At 62.4% G+C, this 14,533-nt stretch carries 13 protein-coding genes; 3 read left to right on the top strand and 10 right to left on the bottom strand.

Translation table 11 applies throughout. The annotated features are described in order from the left end of the window. The first annotated feature begins 7 nt into the window (after positions 1 to 7). On the top strand, positions 8 to 919 hold the full coding sequence (locus tag IP89_RS12750) for an NAD(P)-dependent oxidoreductase (RefSeq protein WP_043309918.1): 912 nt from the start codon (positions 8 to 10) through the stop codon (positions 917 to 919). 390 nt (positions 920 to 1,309) lie between these two features. Here IP89_RS12750 and IP89_RS12745 read toward each other — a convergent pair whose 3' ends face one another. The 7 genes from IP89_RS12745 to IP89_RS12715 all read right to left on the bottom strand — a co-directional run bounded on the left by IP89_RS12745 (position 1,310) and on the right by IP89_RS12715 (position 8,800). Beyond that, positions 1,310 to 2,359, bottom strand: coding sequence for an AraC family transcriptional regulator (locus tag IP89_RS12745; protein WP_043309972.1), 1,050 nt, complete (start codon positions 2,357 to 2,359; stop codon positions 1,310 to 1,312). A 5-nt stretch (positions 2,360 to 2,364) separates the two neighbouring features. Next, positions 2,365 to 3,420 (bottom strand): AraC family transcriptional regulator, encoded by a 1,056-nt coding sequence (locus tag IP89_RS12740; protein ID WP_256203142.1) that lies wholly within the window; start codon positions 3,418 to 3,420, stop codon positions 2,365 to 2,367. Positions 3,421 to 3,617: 197 nt separating this feature from the next. Further along, on the bottom strand, positions 3,618 to 5,270 hold the full coding sequence (locus tag IP89_RS12735) for an acyl-CoA synthetase (protein ID WP_043309970.1): 1,653 nt from the start codon (positions 5,268 to 5,270) through the stop codon (positions 3,618 to 3,620). A 125-nt stretch (positions 5,271 to 5,395) separates the two neighbouring features. Beyond that, positions 5,396 to 6,163, bottom strand: a complete 768-nt coding sequence (locus tag IP89_RS12730) for an SDR family NAD(P)-dependent oxidoreductase (protein WP_043309917.1) — start codon at positions 6,161 to 6,163, stop codon at positions 5,396 to 5,398. Further along, positions 6,163 to 7,335: an acyl-CoA dehydrogenase family protein gene (locus IP89_RS12725; RefSeq protein ID WP_043309916.1), complete on the bottom strand. Its 1,173-nt coding sequence runs from the start codon at positions 7,333 to 7,335 to the stop codon at positions 6,163 to 6,165. Before IP89_RS12725 ends, IP89_RS12730 begins: the two co-directional genes overlap by 1 nt. Before the next feature lie 53 nt (positions 7,336 to 7,388). Further along, entirely contained in the window at positions 7,389 to 7,745 is a 357-nt protein-coding gene (locus tag IP89_RS12720; protein ID WP_043309914.1) for a DUF6285 domain-containing protein, read from the bottom strand. After that, complete coding sequence (locus IP89_RS12715) at positions 7,742 to 8,800, bottom strand: phosphotransferase family protein (RefSeq protein WP_043309913.1); 1,059 nt, start codon at positions 8,798 to 8,800, stop codon at positions 7,742 to 7,744. Before IP89_RS12715 ends, IP89_RS12720 begins: the two co-directional genes overlap by 4 nt. A 198-nt stretch (positions 8,801 to 8,998) precedes the next feature. Between IP89_RS12715 and prpR the strand changes: the two genes are divergently transcribed. Together prpR and IP89_RS23025 are read left to right on the top strand one after the other, a co-directional pair. Next, complete coding sequence (gene prpR / locus IP89_RS12710; protein WP_043309911.1) at positions 8,999 to 10,951, top strand: propionate catabolism operon regulatory protein PrpR; 1,953 nt, start codon at positions 8,999 to 9,001, stop codon at positions 10,949 to 10,951. Between the two features lie 345 nt (positions 10,952 to 11,296). Then, positions 11,297 to 12,811 carry a sensor domain-containing diguanylate cyclase gene (locus tag IP89_RS23025; protein WP_081963240.1) on the top strand — a complete coding sequence of 505 codons (1,515 nt, stop codon included), beginning with the start codon at positions 11,297 to 11,299 and terminating at the stop codon, positions 12,809 to 12,811. 130 nt (positions 12,812 to 12,941) lie between these two features. Here IP89_RS23025 and IP89_RS12700 read toward each other — a convergent pair whose 3' ends face one another. The 3 genes from IP89_RS12700 to IP89_RS12690 are packed head-to-tail and all read right to left on the bottom strand — an operon-like array spanning position 12,942 to position 14,528. Further along, positions 12,942 to 13,406 (bottom strand): isoprenylcysteine carboxylmethyltransferase family protein, encoded by a 465-nt coding sequence (locus IP89_RS12700; protein ID WP_043309909.1) that lies wholly within the window; start codon positions 13,404 to 13,406, stop codon positions 12,942 to 12,944. 4 nt (positions 13,407 to 13,410) lie between these two features. Further along, complete coding sequence (locus IP89_RS12695) at positions 13,411 to 14,097, bottom strand: thioredoxin domain-containing protein (RefSeq protein WP_043309908.1); 687 nt, start codon at positions 14,095 to 14,097, stop codon at positions 13,411 to 13,413. Continuing rightward, the gene (locus IP89_RS12690) at positions 14,094 to 14,528 is read right to left on the bottom strand and encodes a disulfide bond formation protein B (RefSeq protein WP_043309907.1); all 435 of its coding nucleotides are present in this window, start codon (positions 14,526 to 14,528) and stop codon (positions 14,094 to 14,096) included. Before IP89_RS12690 ends, IP89_RS12695 begins: the two co-directional genes overlap by 4 nt. Positions 14,529 to 14,533 lie beyond the last annotated feature (5 nt).

Raw genomic sequence — 14,533 nt, 5'->3', positions numbered from 1 at the left:
TTGAATCATGCATAACCCAGTTGATGCCTGTTCAGGCTTTGACGTATCCGTCGTGGGGCTTGGGGCCATGGGCACGATCATGGCGCAAGCGCTGCTCAAGCAAGGCAAACGCGTAGCGGTCTGGAATCGCTCACCCGACAAGGCGCAAGCGCTCGTGGCTGCCGGCGCCCACCTCTGCGACAGTGCACACGCCGCGCTGGCGGCGAGCCCAGTCACCATCCTGGTGCTTCTGGACAACGCGGCGGTACTCGAGGTTGTGGAATCTGCCGAGGTGAACCTTGCACTGGCCAACCGCACGATCGTCAATTACACCACCGAGTCCCAGAAAGAGAGCATGGCGCTTCAGGCGCTCGTCAACCGTGCGGACGGTCACTACGTCAAGGGCATGATCGTGGCCTACCCGCGCAACATCGGCCACGCCGAAAGCTACTGCATCCATACCGGCGAACGGGAAGCCTTCGAGCAGCATCGCGCACTGCTGCAAGTGCTGGCCGGCCATACCCTGTTCCTGCCCTGGGAGGAAACGTACGCGTTCGCCGCCCTGCTGCATGCCCATTCGTTTGCCGCGATGGTGGCGTTCTACGAAGCCGTGGGCGCGAGCCAGGCGTTTGGCATGCCCGCTGCCAAGATGGCCCGACTGATTCTCGACACGTCGCGTTTCTTCGTCGCCGATGCGCTCGAGGAAGCCGTGCGGCGCCTGGAGCAGCAGGATTTCGCGGGTGACCAGGCAAGGCTCGACGTGCACGCCAGTGCCTTCGCAGAGATTGGCCAGGCCATGCAGGCAGCCGGTGCCTGGACGCCGGTGTTCGACGCCGTGTGCCAGGTGGCTCAGCGTGCAACGTCGATGGGTTACGGCGACCAGGACATCGCGGCCACCACCCAGGCGTTCGCTGCAGCGGCCCTCCCCTCGAAACCCTAGCGTTAGCCGGCGCTGACCCGCCCCGTCATCACGGGGCTTTCCAGGTCCGCCAATCGACTCCCCCAGCCAGGGCGTGAAAGCTGGCGCCTGCTTGGGCTGCCTCATAAAGGAATATTTTATGGCGCGCTTTATCAAGTCTCTACAGGCGCCACGGACCAGACTCGACGGCAATTACAAAAATAAGTCTGGAGGTTCGTATGCGTGCTTTGGCTTTTCTACTGGTAGGTTTGGCGCTCACCCTTTTCTTGACAGCGGTCTACCCCACGAAGCCTTCCGTAGCGAATCAAGTAGTTCGCACAGTGCACCCGGTCGCGAGCATAGGAGATGTTTTCCGGGGCCATTAACGCGCAAGGCCCGACACCTCATTCCCTCAACGCCATCCAGGCCTGACTACAGGTGCGTGCGCCCTCGCCCCAGTAGACGCGGCTGGCGCTTGATGCCCTGAGTTTTCTGCCAGTTCAACGGGCTCATGTGGAACCAGCGATGAAAGGCGCGGCAAAATCCGCTGGCGTCGGAATAGCCGAGCATTGCGGCCAGCTCGCCAATGTTGACCGACGGCTTGGCAAGGTACGATTGAGCCATGCACTGCCGGACCTCATCCAGCAGTTGCTGGAAAGACAGGCCTTCGTGTTCCATGAGCTGACGCAACTCGTTCGGGGTCAATGCCATGATACTGGCCACCTTCTCCGCCGTTGCCCGCCCGACTGGCAGCAGTTGATGCAACAACTGCTTGATCTGGTCGGACAGATTGTCGCAGGAGAGCGGCTCCAAGCGCTGCATTCGCCTCGCGACCACCTGATGTAATGCCTCGTCGGAGGCGGCATTGGGCCGGTCCAGGATCGACGGCTCGAACACCATGGCCAGACAGTGCGCACCGAAGATTGGCGTCATGCCCAGGGCCTGCGCATAAAGGACCGTGTCCGTGCTGGCCGGGTGCCTCAGCAGTATCGCTTGGGGCAACCAGCGCTCCCCCACCAGCGCACGCATCAATTGAATACCCACCGCACAGGCCAGCTCCTCTGCCTGGCGCACGCCGGGCACGTTCGACTGACGAACGTGATAGCTGAGGGTGACCAACCCGTCTTGGTTGTCCAGCCCTACCTCGGCGGCACCGTTGTAAAGATCGTAATGGTTGCGTAACTCCAGCAACGCCTCGCCGACCGTGCGCGTATTGCGCAGCAGGTAGAGCAGATCGCCAAAGACGCCGGGGGCCTGAAACAACCCATATTTCAGGCCGAACAGCGCATCCCCTGAATGCAGGCTGCAGGCCTCCAGCAAGGCGCAATATTGCTGGTAGGGAAAAAGGTCGTCCTCGTGTTGCACGCTGTGGCTCGGCAAACCTATGTGCCTGAGCATCTGTACGGGATCGAGTCCCTGCGCCGCAGCGAACGCATGGAACCCGGTAAGGCTAATCGCCCGAACGAAAGGAACGGTCGCCATGCTGGTCACGCCTCTGCGGATGGCGGTTGCGACGCGGGGCACTTAGCGTTCGGGGCGAGCGCAGGCGCCTGGTGCAATTGGCGTTTCCATTGTTGCGGACTGACGCCATGCCAGCGACTGAACGCCCTAGAGAACGCACCGAGCTGGGTATACCCCAGCAAATCCGCCACCTGCGTCAGGCTGATCGACGCATCACGGATCAGGCGTGTGGCCACCGTCTGGCGTGTCTTGTCCAGCAGCGCCTGGAAACTCGTGCCCTGTGTCAGCAGGTAGCGCTGCAGGCTGCGTGGGCTGACATTCAGGTCCATGGCAATCTGCTCCACCGTGACGCGCCCATGGGGCATCCGGTTGCGAATGAGCCTTTGAACGTGGATGGGTAGCGACTGCAAGCTGATGTCCGCCAACTCCTCCTGAAGCTGCCGCGTCAGTTGCATGAACCGCTCATCCTGTACGGCGAGCCGTGTATCCAGGAGAGAGGGGGCGAAGACCCAGGCGTTCTCTAGGCTGGAGAAGCGCGGCGTCACACCCAGCAGGCACCGGTAGGCAGCCGGTGCCATAACCGCGCCATGCTGCAGGAGCAAGGCATGGGGGCGCCAAAGGTGCTTGAGCAGGCTTTGCATGAGTTGCGCACTCATGCCCATGGCCCACTCCACGGTCTGCCGTACGCAGGGAATATCGGCATCGGTAACTTGGTAGAGCAGCCGTGCGCTGCCGGCATGTCGTTCGATACGAAACTGCACCGCAGTACCGAGCACATGGGAATGCCGGCTCAGCGAGTGCACGACCTCGCCGACGGTGCGCGCGCCATGAATGGCATGCAGCAGGCTCCCCATACCCCGCATGCCGTGCTCCAGGCCGAACTGCAGCGCGAACAGGCCATTGCCCGAACGTTGCGCGCACAACTCCAGCAGCTGATTGAACTGCCGGGTTTCGATCGCTGTGTCGAGGTCACCCAGGCAGAGAGAAACCTCAGCCTTCAGCGCACGAGGCTCAAGACCTTGCGCGATGGCGAAGTCGTCAAAACCTAGTAACGCTGTACCCTGAATGGAAGACGTCATCATTGAAGGTTCGGCTCACGACTTCTGGTCACTGACAGGTGCACGGCTTGCCTAAATTATGGCGGATGATGTGAAGCCCTTCCTCACGATGATCCAGCAGACTCGACTGGCCTGGCGGCTGGCCGGAAGGGTGACCACGCATCACCCTTCCGGTCGGTCGCTGCATGTCGAGCGACAGCAGGTGAAGCTGCGCAGCTCGATCAGCCTGCGTGGCCCGCGGTTTCCGCTGCCTGTTGCCGGGCCCACTCGCGCAGGACAAACTTCTGGATCTTGCCGGTAGCGGTCTTGGGCAGCTCTGCCAGCGACACATGCCGTGGTGCCTTGAAATGCGCCAGGCGCTCACGGCACCAGAGAATCAGATCGTCACCCGTGATAGTGGCCTCGGCATCGGCGCGCAGGGTGACGAAGGCCTGGGGGGTCTCGCCCCAGCGCGCATCCGGGCGCGCCACCACAGCGGCCTCGATCACCCCGGGGTGCTGATAGAGCACCTCTTCGATTTCTAGCGAGCTGATGTTCTCGCCTCCGGAAATGATGATGTCCTTGCTCCGGTCCTTGATTTCCACATAACCGTCCGGATGCAACACGGCCAGGTCCCCCGTGTGCAGCCAACCGTCGGCCAGGGCGCTGCGAGTCGCCTCTGGGTTATGCAGGTAGCCTTTCATCACCGTGTTGCCGCGCACCACTAGTTCGCCCAAGGTGGTTCCGTCAGCAGGAACCGGCTGGCCAGTGTCGGCGTCCAGCACAGTGGCTTCCTCCAGCATCGGGTGGGCCACGCCCTGGCGGCTCATGAACCGGGCCCGGTCCTCCAGCGGCAGCTCGTCGACGCCCGGCTGCCACAGGCACAGCGTGCTGGGGCCGTAGCTTTCGGTCATGCCGTAGGCATGGGTGATGCTGAAGCCGAGCGCCTCCATGGCGGCAATCACTGCGCTGGGGGGCGCGGCGCCGCCGGTAATGACCGACACCGGCCCGCCAGGCGCACTGGCATGCTTGGCATGGATCAGCATCGACATCACCACCGGCGCAGCGCTCAGGTGGGTTACGCCATGCGCAGCGATCGCCGCATGGATCGCTTCCGGCTGCACCTTGCGCAGACACACATGAGTGCCACCCGACAGGGTTACCGCCCAGGTGTGGCTCCAGCCGTTGCAATGGAACATCGGCAAGGTCCACAAATAGACGCTGCGCGGCCCCAGCTGGAAGATCAGGGCACCAGCGCAGGCATTGAGGTAGGCGCCGCGGTGGTGCAGGACCACGCCCTTGGGATCGCCGGTGGTACCGGAGGTGTAGTTGATGGCGATGGATTGCCATTCGTTGCGCGGCGCGCTCAGCGGCCGGTTGACGTCGCCCTGGGCCAGGAAACACTCGTAATCCAGATCAGCTACCGGGTCGCCGCCCTCGGCCTGGGCATCGTCGATGCCCACCAGCAAGGGCGGCGTCTCCAGCATTGCCAGCGCCTGGTGGACCACGGCGCCGAACTCACGGTCGCAGATCAGTACCCTGGCTTCGCAGTGACGCAGGATGAACGCGATGCTGCGTGCCTCCAGGCGGATATTGATGCACACCAGGACCGCCCCGGCGCCGGGTACGCCATAGTGCGCCTCCAGCATCTCGGGGATGTTCGGCGCCAGGATCGCCACCCGCTCGCCCGGCTGTACGCCGACCCGCTCAAGGGCACTGGCCAGGGCGCAACTGCGCTGATGCAGCTGCTGGTAGCTGTAGCGGCGGTCGCCATAGACCACCGCGTCGCGCTGCGGGTAGACCTGCGCAGCGCGCTTGAGAAACGACAGTGGCGACAGCGGCACATGGTTGGCCGCATTGGGGGCCAGTTCGTGTTCGAAGCTCGGCGTCATCATGCCAGGTACCTCGTCCATGGGCAGTCCAGGGGTTGCACGCACATATCCATCTCCTATTTCTTATTGTCTTGACCGCCCCTGCAGCACGGCGAACGCCGGCGCCGCAGGGCCAGTCACCGCGGCGCCTACAGGCTGCTGCACTGATGGCCGCCATCGACCACGATCTCACTACCGCTCATGCCACGTCCGGCGTCGCTGGCGAGCAGCAGCAAGGCCCCGTCGAGGTCCGCCGGCTGGTTGAAACGCCGACTGGGAATACGCGCACGCAACTTCTGCCCCGCTTCGCCGGACAGGAAGGCCTCGTTCAGGTCGGTCATCACATAGCCCGGCGCCAGAGCGTTCACCCGTATGCCATGGCGCGCCAGCTCCAGGGCCATGGCCCGGGTCAGGTGAGCCAGGCCGGCCTTGGCCGCGAGATATGGGCCAACGGCGCCGGCCACACGGCTGGCGAGGATCGAGGTGACGTTGATCAGGCTGCCCCCCTTCCCTGCCGCGACCATGCGCCGGGCGCTTTCCTGGGCTACGGCCCAGGCGCCCTTGAGGTTGGTATCGAGCACGCGATCCCAGCTGTCATCGTCGCAGGCCAGCAAGGGTTGGCTGTCGCTCACCCCGGCGTTGTTGACCAGCACATCCAGCGGGCCCGCGGCATCGAGCACCCGGCAGATATCCTCGCGGCAGGTCACATCGAGGGCGAAGGCACGGGCGCGTCCCCCCGCCCCCTCGATGGCCTCCACCAACTCCTGCAGCGGCGCCTGGCGCCGGGCAGTCACCACCACCTCGGCACCGGCGGCGGCCAGGGTCATGGCGAAGTGTCGGCCCAGGCCACTGGAGGCGCCGGTCACCAGGGCGCGACGACCGTCGAGGGAAAACAGTCGAACCAGGTCGGGCTGCATCAGTGGCTCCCCGGGCGCTGGCCGAGCAGCTTCTTCGCCAGGCTCATCCGGTGCACTTCGCTCGGGCCGTCGTAGATGCGGAACGGACGGATGTCACGGAAGATGCGCTCCACCACCGTGTCGCCGGTCACCCCGCGCCCGCCCAGTACCTGCATGCAGCGATCAACGACCCGCCACAGCGCCTCGGAGCTGATCACCTTGGCCATGCTCGAATCGACATTGCCCCGCTGGCCCTGGTCAAGCACCCAGGCGCAGTGCCAGACCGCCAGGCGCACCACATGCAGGTCCATCTGGTTGTCGGCCAGCATGAAGCCCACGCCCTGGTGCTCGCCTAGCGGCTTGCCAAAGGCGTCACGAGTGCGCGCATAGTCGCAGGCGATGTCGTGAGCACGACGCGCGGCACCGAGCCAGCGCATGCAGTGGGTCAGGCGCGCGGGCGCAAGGCGCACCTGGGCGTAGCGAAAGCCCTTGCCGATCTCACCCAGTACATCACTCGCCGGCACCCGCAGGTTGTCGAAGCGCAGTTGGCCGTGCCCGCCGGTGAAGCAGCGGTCCAATGAATCCAGCTGACGCTCATGGACGATGCCCTCACGCTGCATGTCGGTGAGGAACATGGTGGCCGTGCCGTCCTCCATGCGCGCCATGACGATGGCGAAGTCGGCCCCCTCGGCACCGGTGATCAGCCATTTGCGGCCATTGATCACGTAGTCGTCACCGTCGCGGGTGGCGGTCGTGCGCAGCATCGACGGATCGGAGCCCGAGCCCGGCGCCGGCTCGGTCATGGCGAAGCAAGAGCGTGCATGACCCTGGACCAGAGGCCGTAACCAACGGTCCTTCTGCTCCTCGGTGGCGACCACGTCCATCAAATGAATATTGCCTTCGTCCGGGGCATGGATGTTCAACGCCACCGGGCCCAGGGGCGAGTAACCGGCCTCTTCGAAAACGATGGCCTTGGCCACGTGGCTCAGCCCCAGGCCGCCCATCTCGCGGCTGGCATGGGGGGTCAGCAGGCCCACATCGCGTGCACGGCCCAGCAGGTCCAGGCGCAAGGCGTCACTGGGGCCGTGGGCGCCCTGGCGGGGGTCGTTTTCAAAGGGGATCACCTGTTCCGCAATGAAGTCTCGGGTCTTGGCCTGCAGCGCCAGGAGTTCGTCCGGGAGAGAGAAGTTCATGGTTGTCCTTGTTGGGCGAGTCGGTCGTGAGAAGTGAGTGTGGCCAGCCGCGCTCAGGGCACGGCCTTGGGATTGCTGATCGCCAGTTGGGCGAGCGTGATTGCGCGCAATGCGCCAACCAGGTTGCGGCGGGCGTGCGGGGCATCATGTACACCGGCGCGAATAGCGCCTGCCAACTGGCGGCGGGCCTCGGGCAAGGTGGCGGGAGCCCCATCCACCAGGGCCGCCAGGCGCATCCGCTCCTGGTCATCGAGCACGGCCTTGGTGCGGCTTTCCCGCGCGGCGATGGCCATGGCATTGGCGATCATCAGCACCGGATAGCGCAGCTCGCCGGGCAACGCCGGCGCGACCTGCTCCAGCAGCGTCTGGCGGGCAATGTCGAGCAGTTCAGCGGCATTCGGCTGGGTCATGGCGCATCGGCTCCAGTCATGTTCAGGATGTCGAGCTCAAGCTCGGGCAACAGGCGTGCAGTCAATGCCAGCTCGAGGGAAGGCTCCTCACCGGAGAGGTGACGCTGGCCTTGCTGCAGGGCGATCACCGCCCAGCGCAGGGTGGCCATGACCTGCCAGTAGTGCAGTTGGCTGCGTTCGATGCGTAGAGTGGACTGCTCGTGGTAGCCCTGCAGGAAATCCTCCAGCACGCCGATGCCACCCGCTTCGAGATCGGGCCGGGTGAAGCGCCAGCAAGGGGCGGTAAACCAACCTAGGTCCTCGCAAGGGTCGCCCCAGCCGGTGAATTCCCAATCAAGCACGGCCTCGAGGCCCTGCTCGCTGGCCAGGTAGTTGCCCGTGCGGTAGTCGCGGTGCAGCAGGCACAAGCCGCTGCTGGGCGGAACCTGCAGCTCGCACCAGCGCAACCCCCACTCCAGCACCGGATAGGCATCGGCGAGGGTGTCGAGGTAGCGGCGATAGGCCTGGATGGTCACCAATGCCGGCGAACTGTCCGGCATGGGCAGGAAATCCAGCGTGGCGCACGGCGGGCGGACCTGATGCAGACGCGCCAGGTTGGCACCGAGCTGCGCTGCCAGCCGCGATTGGCCCTGGGCTCCGACGCCGGCGCTGAGCAACCGCCCGGCGGCGATACCCAGCACGTACTCCATCAGGAAGAACACCCGGCCATGGACGCGAGCATCGCGGCATAGCCAGAGCGGGCGCGGCACCTTCACGCCCGCCTGGTGCACCACCTGCAACACGGCGAACTCCTGTTCGCGACCTAGGCTGGCGGGAAGCGCGGAGAGGGCATCGCTGCGCAGCACCCAACGTCGGGAACCGACCCACGGGCCGCCCTCTATCTGCAGGTCCAGCAGCCAGTTTTCCTGGATGGCGCCACCGCTCAGGCGCTTGCGAGCCTGGATGACCACTCGCGTTGCCGAAGCCTGTTCACGGATGAATTCGGCCAGGCGGTGATCGTCGAACATGGCCTCGGGCGTATCACTGGCCAAAGGAATCGTTGAAGAACTGCTCATGAATCTGTGGGCTCTGCCTGGGTTTCGAATGGGCAGAACCCCGAGAGCAAACCCTGGGCCAATTTCTCAAGAACCCCTACAGACCCCGTGCAGCCTGGGCTGAGAGATTCAAGGGAATCGGAGCAGCAGACATATCGTTGCAAATATGCAACCAGCTCATTCAGTATCGAAACAATTCAATAATGAACAGACCCCACCATGAGCCTTCCCTCCTCCCAGGTCGTCGTGCTGATTAGCCATCTGCAGCGCCCCCAGCAACGCAGCCGACTCGCCGATGTGGTAACCAGGCTGACACCGGACTATCCCGACACCCGTATCGAGGTCCTTGATACCTCGGTGGCCGACGCGCTGCAGACTGCCCGCGAACTGGAGCAAACAGGCAAGGTCGATGTGTTCGTCTGTGCCGGGGCCACGGCCGCCTACCTGCGTAAGCACTTGACGCGCCCGGTCCTGGCAATGCGGGTGGGCGGCGGCGATCTGCTCCGGGCGTTGGGGCAGGCCAGTGAAACCTCCTCGCAGGTGGCCGTGATCAGCTACAGCCGCATCAACCAGGACCTGCAAGCTATGGCCACGCTCTTCAAGGTTCAGATTCACCAGGCCGCCTACACCTCGCTTGAAGGAGCTCGCCAGGCTGTCGAGCAGGCGGCCCAACTAGGCTGCCGCAGCATCATCGGCTCATCGACGGTGGTGGAGCTGGCAGAACAGGCTGGGCTGCACGGAGTGCTTTCACTCAGCGAGGACACAGCACGAAAGGCTCTGGAGGAAGCTATGGGTATTCTCGACAGTCAACGCATCGAGATCGCCAAGCGACGGCATCTGGATGCCGTGCTGAAGCACATCCCCGCCGGCGTCGCGGCGGTCGACAACCAGGGCATAGTGCAATCACTCAATCCGGCCCTAGCTCAGTTATTGGAATTACCGATCGGTGCTGCGCTAGGACGGCCGCTGCAGCAATTATGTCCGGAGTTGGACCTGCAGCAAGCGTTGCAAGATGGCGCCAGTGAGGAGAATCGAGTGATCCGGCTCGGATCGCACTCGGCAGTCAGTAACTTGCTACCCATCCTGGAGAACGGCGAACGCACCGGCCTAGTTTTCACTTGCCAGGACATCACCGCCGTTCAGCGCGCCGACCAACGCATCCGCTCAACCCGCCGCCCTGGCGCCTTCGCTGCCCGCTACCGGCTCGACCAGCTAGATGGCAACAGCAAGGCCAACCGGGAAATGCTGCAACTGGCCAAACGTTTCGCCACCAGCCAATCGACCATCCTGATCACCGGCGAAAGCGGCACCGGCAAGGAGCTTCTGGCCCAAGGCATCCACAACGAAAGCCCACGCTGGAAGGCCCCCTTCGTCGCCATCAACTGCGCCGCGTTTCCCGAATCCCTGCTGGAAAGTGAATTGTTCGGCTATGAGGAAGGCGCCTTCAGTGGCTCACGCAAGGGTGGCAAGCCAGGCCTGTTCGAAGCTGCCCATCGAGGCACACTATTCCTCGACGAGATCGGTGACATGCCCGTGTCGTTGCAGACACGCCTCCTGCGCGTGCTGCAGGAGCGTGAGGTCCTGCGCCTGGGTGGCACCGAGCCGATTTCCATCGATGTGCGCATCATTGCCGCCACTCATAAGGATCTGGGTGCCGCCATGAAGGAGCGTGAGTTCCGTACCGACCTGTACTACCGACTCAACATTCTTCGCTTGCAGACCACTCCCCTGCGCGAACGGCCCGAGGACATCCCCCTTATCTCCCGAGGAATCAGCCAGCGCCTACTGGTCCAGGGACAACCTTTAGGCGCTGCCGCCATTACGGAGGCCCTACTCCCCTACCTCTTGCGCTACACCTGGCCAGGGAACGTTAGGGAGCTGGAGAACGTTATCGAGCGAGCGATGCTCTCTGCCCATGAAATCTTCCACGAGCACGGTGTGGATGAGCAGTATTTGGCTCGCGTTCTGCCAGAACTGTGGGACAGCCTGCCCCAGCCTGCCCCTCAGAAGGAGCGACCACGCACAAAGGACTTACACACCATCGGCAAAACCGCGCAGCTGCAGCACATACAAGAGACGCTGGAGAATTGTCAGGGCAATCTTGACGAAGCAGCACGCCGACTCGGGATCAGTCGGACCACTCTGTGGCGGCGGCTTCGCTCATCACGCTGAACGGAACATGACCAAATCCAACCGCTTTAGGCACAGCGTGATTGATTTATTCAAGTTGAAACGTCCTGAGCTGGGGAGCTATCAATGTGCCCCCAACGATACCACTGACGACGAGAAACGCGATCGAGCCTAGAGCCCCCGCATCCGGGCCATGAAATCTAGCCTGCTGTTAGGGCGCCCCATTGGGGCGTGGTATCTCTGCACAGACTAAGCTGCATTGCAGTTGAGCAGACTCCATCCTACAAGCGCTCCTTCTGCACAAGCCCTCGAAGCGCTGCATTACGGTTGAGTATCTCGCCAACGTGCCCTCCGTACGCAAAGCATCGGCTGACTCGGAAACTCAACATGAACAGCCTGTACTATTCCCCTCTGCTGTTGAGTATCAACTTGATGGCAGCTAGTGCAGTTGCCTGCACAGCGCTTTGGTACTACTCCCGCCCGTATCGCGGCCCTGGGGTTTGGACTAGCGGGGTTCTGCTACTAGTCTCCGGCTTTCTTCTTTCGATTATCGAGCGCCCTCTTCCTAATGTCGTCGGCAACGCTCTGCAGATTGCTGGAGAAGCTGTATTAGTGGTGGGGCTTTTTCGCTTCTTGGGGCTGTCACCCCCATGGTGGATGGTGCCATCCAGCGCAGGATTGGTTTGTGCCTTCTTGGCTTGGCATTGGTGGGTTTCCCCCTTCAACTCCGAGTTGCTTGTGGCCTTCCACTCAACCATCAGCGCTCTACTCGCAGGGCTTGCAAGCTATACGCTCTGGTCAGGACCAGGCGAGCCAGAGCTCAAAGGAGTAAGACGTTTCGTAGCGCTGACTTTTGCTGGCTATTGCTTGGTTACGACTATTAGTGGGCTTCTCGCTCTAGTAACCAGCTTGCAAGGCATTGAGCATGTCGATGAAACAAGCTCGATGTCCTACCTGCTACCTATCAATTTCGGTGTGCCATTGTGGGTAGCCGCTCTCGTCGGCATGGCATTACTGACCTTAAAGCGAGCCCTATTAGATAGCCAACATCACGCTCGCGAAGCCAGGGTCAGCTCCAATCGTTTTGAACGGTTGATGAGCGTGACAAATGGGGGCGTTATGCTGTTAAAAGAGGGCCGAATACTCGATGCCAGCCCGATGCTGGCAGAGCTATATGCCCGCCCTCTAAGTGAGCTGATAGGGCAACCGCTTGCAGACCTGTTCGAAGCAAACGATGACCTCCTGATACAGCTATCAGTCGCCGATAGCCAGCCTCATGATTTCCAGGCACTGCGTGGCGACGGCTCTCAATTCGCGGCGGAACTTAGTGTGGCGGCTCTGGATGATGGCAGTAGGGTCGCGGAGATACGTGACGTCAGTGTGCGCAAAGCATTGGAAGAAGAGCTACGTTCGCTGGCCTTCCGCGACCCCCTAACCGGCGCCCTAAATCGTCGGGCCTTTGCAGAGCGAACTGAGCACGAACTAGTGCGTAGCAGTCGCAACTCTAGTCCGGCTTGTCTGGCAATTTTCGACCTGGATTATTTCAAAAAAATCAACGACCGCTATGGACATGCTATCGGTGATCAGGTGCTACAGCGTTTCAGCCATCTCTGTCATAAACGGATCCGTCGAACCGATCTGTTTGCCAGGTTTGGGGGTGAGGAGTTCGTTCTACTAATGCCAGATACCGAGCAGGATCAAGCCACTACGCTACTAAATCACCTACGTGAACACTGGGCCGACGAACGCCTAGATAGTCCTCAAGGAATCCTCCACTCCACGGTCAGTATTGGGCTGATCCAGATCGATAGCACTTATCCCATGGAATACTGGCTTGAACGTGCAGATACAGCGCTCTACCAGGCTAAAAGTACTGGCCGCAATAGAGTAGTTCTGGGCTGAGCACTTGGATCGCGCCCTGTGTTACCCCCCTTCCGAATCACGCACAAACCTGCACCCGACGAGCAGCTATTAGCCGGAAGCTGCCCAACGACACCGGCTGCTACCGGCCAAAAGCGGACATCTATTCACCCTACAACCAGCGCTTCACCCGACTGCAGTACTGCTCAAAGTCGCTGCCGAAAAGACCGGCCAGGGCTCGCTCCTCCGGTTCGATTTGGAAGCGATTCATGTACAGCACGAAGCCCAGCACACCCAGCAGTGCCGGCGGCCAGGCGAGGTAGATCGCCCAGGCCAGCAGGGCAGTGGCGAAGCCCAGGTACATGGGATTTCGCGTATACCGGTAGACCCCTGAGCTGACCAGCGCCGAAGCCGTTTCCGGCTTCAGCGGGTTGACCGTGGTACGGGCATGGCGGAAGGACAATACGCCGGCCAGGCAGATAGAGACTCCTGCCAGCAGTACCAGCAGCGCCAGAGCGATACGCCACTCGATGGCTAGCTGCAGAGCACCCGGCAACTGGCGGGCGGCAAGCCACATCAGCAAGCCAAACAGGGTGGCTACCAGAGGCGGCGGAATGCGGTTTTCCAATGCGCCCATGACATCACTTCCCGACTTTGGCGACTTCGCTTTCGACCAGCAGGCGCAGCGGTTCGGGACCGAACTCATCCAGCGGACGACCATTAACGAAGAAGGTCGGCGTGCCCTGGACACCTACAGCCTTCACATCCTGCATATCCAGTTGTAGCACCGCATCAACGGCTGGCGTATGCATGTCTGCGCGGGCTTTCTCCACATTCAGTCCGGCGCGCTCAGCGACGACCCAGGCTTCCAGCACTTTGGGATCGTCATGCCAGCCTGGCTGGGCTTCCAGTACTGCCTCCAGGACTTGCGGGTAGAGGTTCTGCTTGCGAGCGGCTTCCAGCATCCGAGCGACTTCTTCCGAACCCTGGTGGAACAGCACGTAGCGCAACACCAAGCGCACGTTGTCGGGGTTCTCGGCGAGGATCTTCTTCACATGGGGATAGAAGGCGCGGCAAGCCTCGCAGGAAGGGTCGAAGAACTCGACGATGGTGACCGGAGCCTGCGCAGGGCCGAAGACCGGCGAGTGGAAGCGAACCAGATTCACTGCACTGGAAGTTGCCTGCTGTGCCGGACCTTGTGCTGGGGGCTGGGCTTGAGCGGGCTGCTCTGCTGGATGCGGTGCCGACGGCGAGTAGAAGTAAGCGGCTGCAGCGAAGGCGACCAGGATCACCACGCTGATGATCAGGACCAGAGTACGGCGGTTCATGGGGTGGTTCTCCGACGGATAAGGACAAGCAGAATGACGATCAGAACGAAGGCGAACAGCGCCAGCCCCGGCAGCGGTACGCCGCCTAAGATGGTCATGCCGGTACCGGAGCACGATGGCCCGGTGGCCGTGCAGGGTTGGATCGGCTGCGGAATCAAGCCGGCGTAGAGCAGTACGTGCGCAAAGGCGAGCAACGCACCGATGCCGGCCAGCGGCAGTGCATAGCGCCAGACGGCGAAATCCGAGCGGTAGCAGGCAATGGCCAGGATCACTGCCAGTGGAAACATGAAGGCGCGCTGGAACCAGCACAGCACGCAGGGCGCCTGGCCCATCACCTCACCGATAAACAGTGCGGAAAGCGTCGACACCAGCGCTACCAGCCAGGCCAGGAGCAGGAGAGTCCACAGATGCGAGGGCGTTTGGGTGGTCATCTGCT

This window comes from Pseudomonas sp. ML96 (assembly GCF_000761545.1).
GTDB lineage: Bacteria > Pseudomonadota > Gammaproteobacteria > Pseudomonadales > Pseudomonadaceae > Aquipseudomonas.
The sequence above is the reverse complement of the archived record's forward strand: the minus strand, read 5'-3'. Positions and strand labels throughout refer to the sequence as shown.

Coding starts and splice junctions, on each gene's coding strand:
- IP89_RS12750 (WP_043309918.1), top strand. CDS start 8: ATGCATAACCCAGTTGATGCCTGTTCAGGCTTTGACGTATCCGTCGTG.
- IP89_RS12745 (WP_043309972.1), bottom strand. CDS start 2,359: ATGGCGACCGTTCCTTTCGTTCGGGCGATTAGCCTTACCGGGTTCCAT.
- IP89_RS12740 (WP_256203142.1), bottom strand. CDS start 3,420: ATGATGACGTCTTCCATTCAGGGTACAGCGTTACTAGGTTTTGACGAC.
- IP89_RS12735 (WP_043309970.1), bottom strand. CDS start 5,270: ATGATGACGCCGAGCTTCGAACACGAACTGGCCCCCAATGCGGCCAAC.
- IP89_RS12730 (WP_043309917.1), bottom strand. CDS start 6,163: ATGCAGCCCGACCTGGTTCGACTGTTTTCCCTCGACGGTCGTCGCGCC.
- IP89_RS12725 (WP_043309916.1), bottom strand. CDS start 7,335: ATGAACTTCTCTCTCCCGGACGAACTCCTGGCGCTGCAGGCCAAGACC.
- IP89_RS12720 (WP_043309914.1), bottom strand. CDS start 7,745: ATGACCCAGCCGAATGCCGCTGAACTGCTCGACATTGCCCGCCAGACG.
- IP89_RS12715 (WP_043309913.1), bottom strand. CDS start 8,800: ATGAGCAGTTCTTCAACGATTCCTTTGGCCAGTGATACGCCCGAGGCC.
- prpR (WP_043309911.1), top strand. CDS start 8,999: ATGAGCCTTCCCTCCTCCCAGGTCGTCGTGCTGATTAGCCATCTGCAG.
- IP89_RS23025 (WP_081963240.1), top strand. CDS start 11,297: ATGAACAGCCTGTACTATTCCCCTCTGCTGTTGAGTATCAACTTGATG.
- IP89_RS12700 (WP_043309909.1), bottom strand. CDS start 13,406: ATGGGCGCATTGGAAAACCGCATTCCGCCGCCTCTGGTAGCCACCCTG.
- IP89_RS12695 (WP_043309908.1), bottom strand. CDS start 14,097: ATGAACCGCCGTACTCTGGTCCTGATCATCAGCGTGGTGATCCTGGTC.
- IP89_RS12690 (WP_043309907.1), bottom strand. CDS start 14,528: ATGACCACCCAAACGCCCTCGCATCTGTGGACTCTCCTGCTCCTGGCC.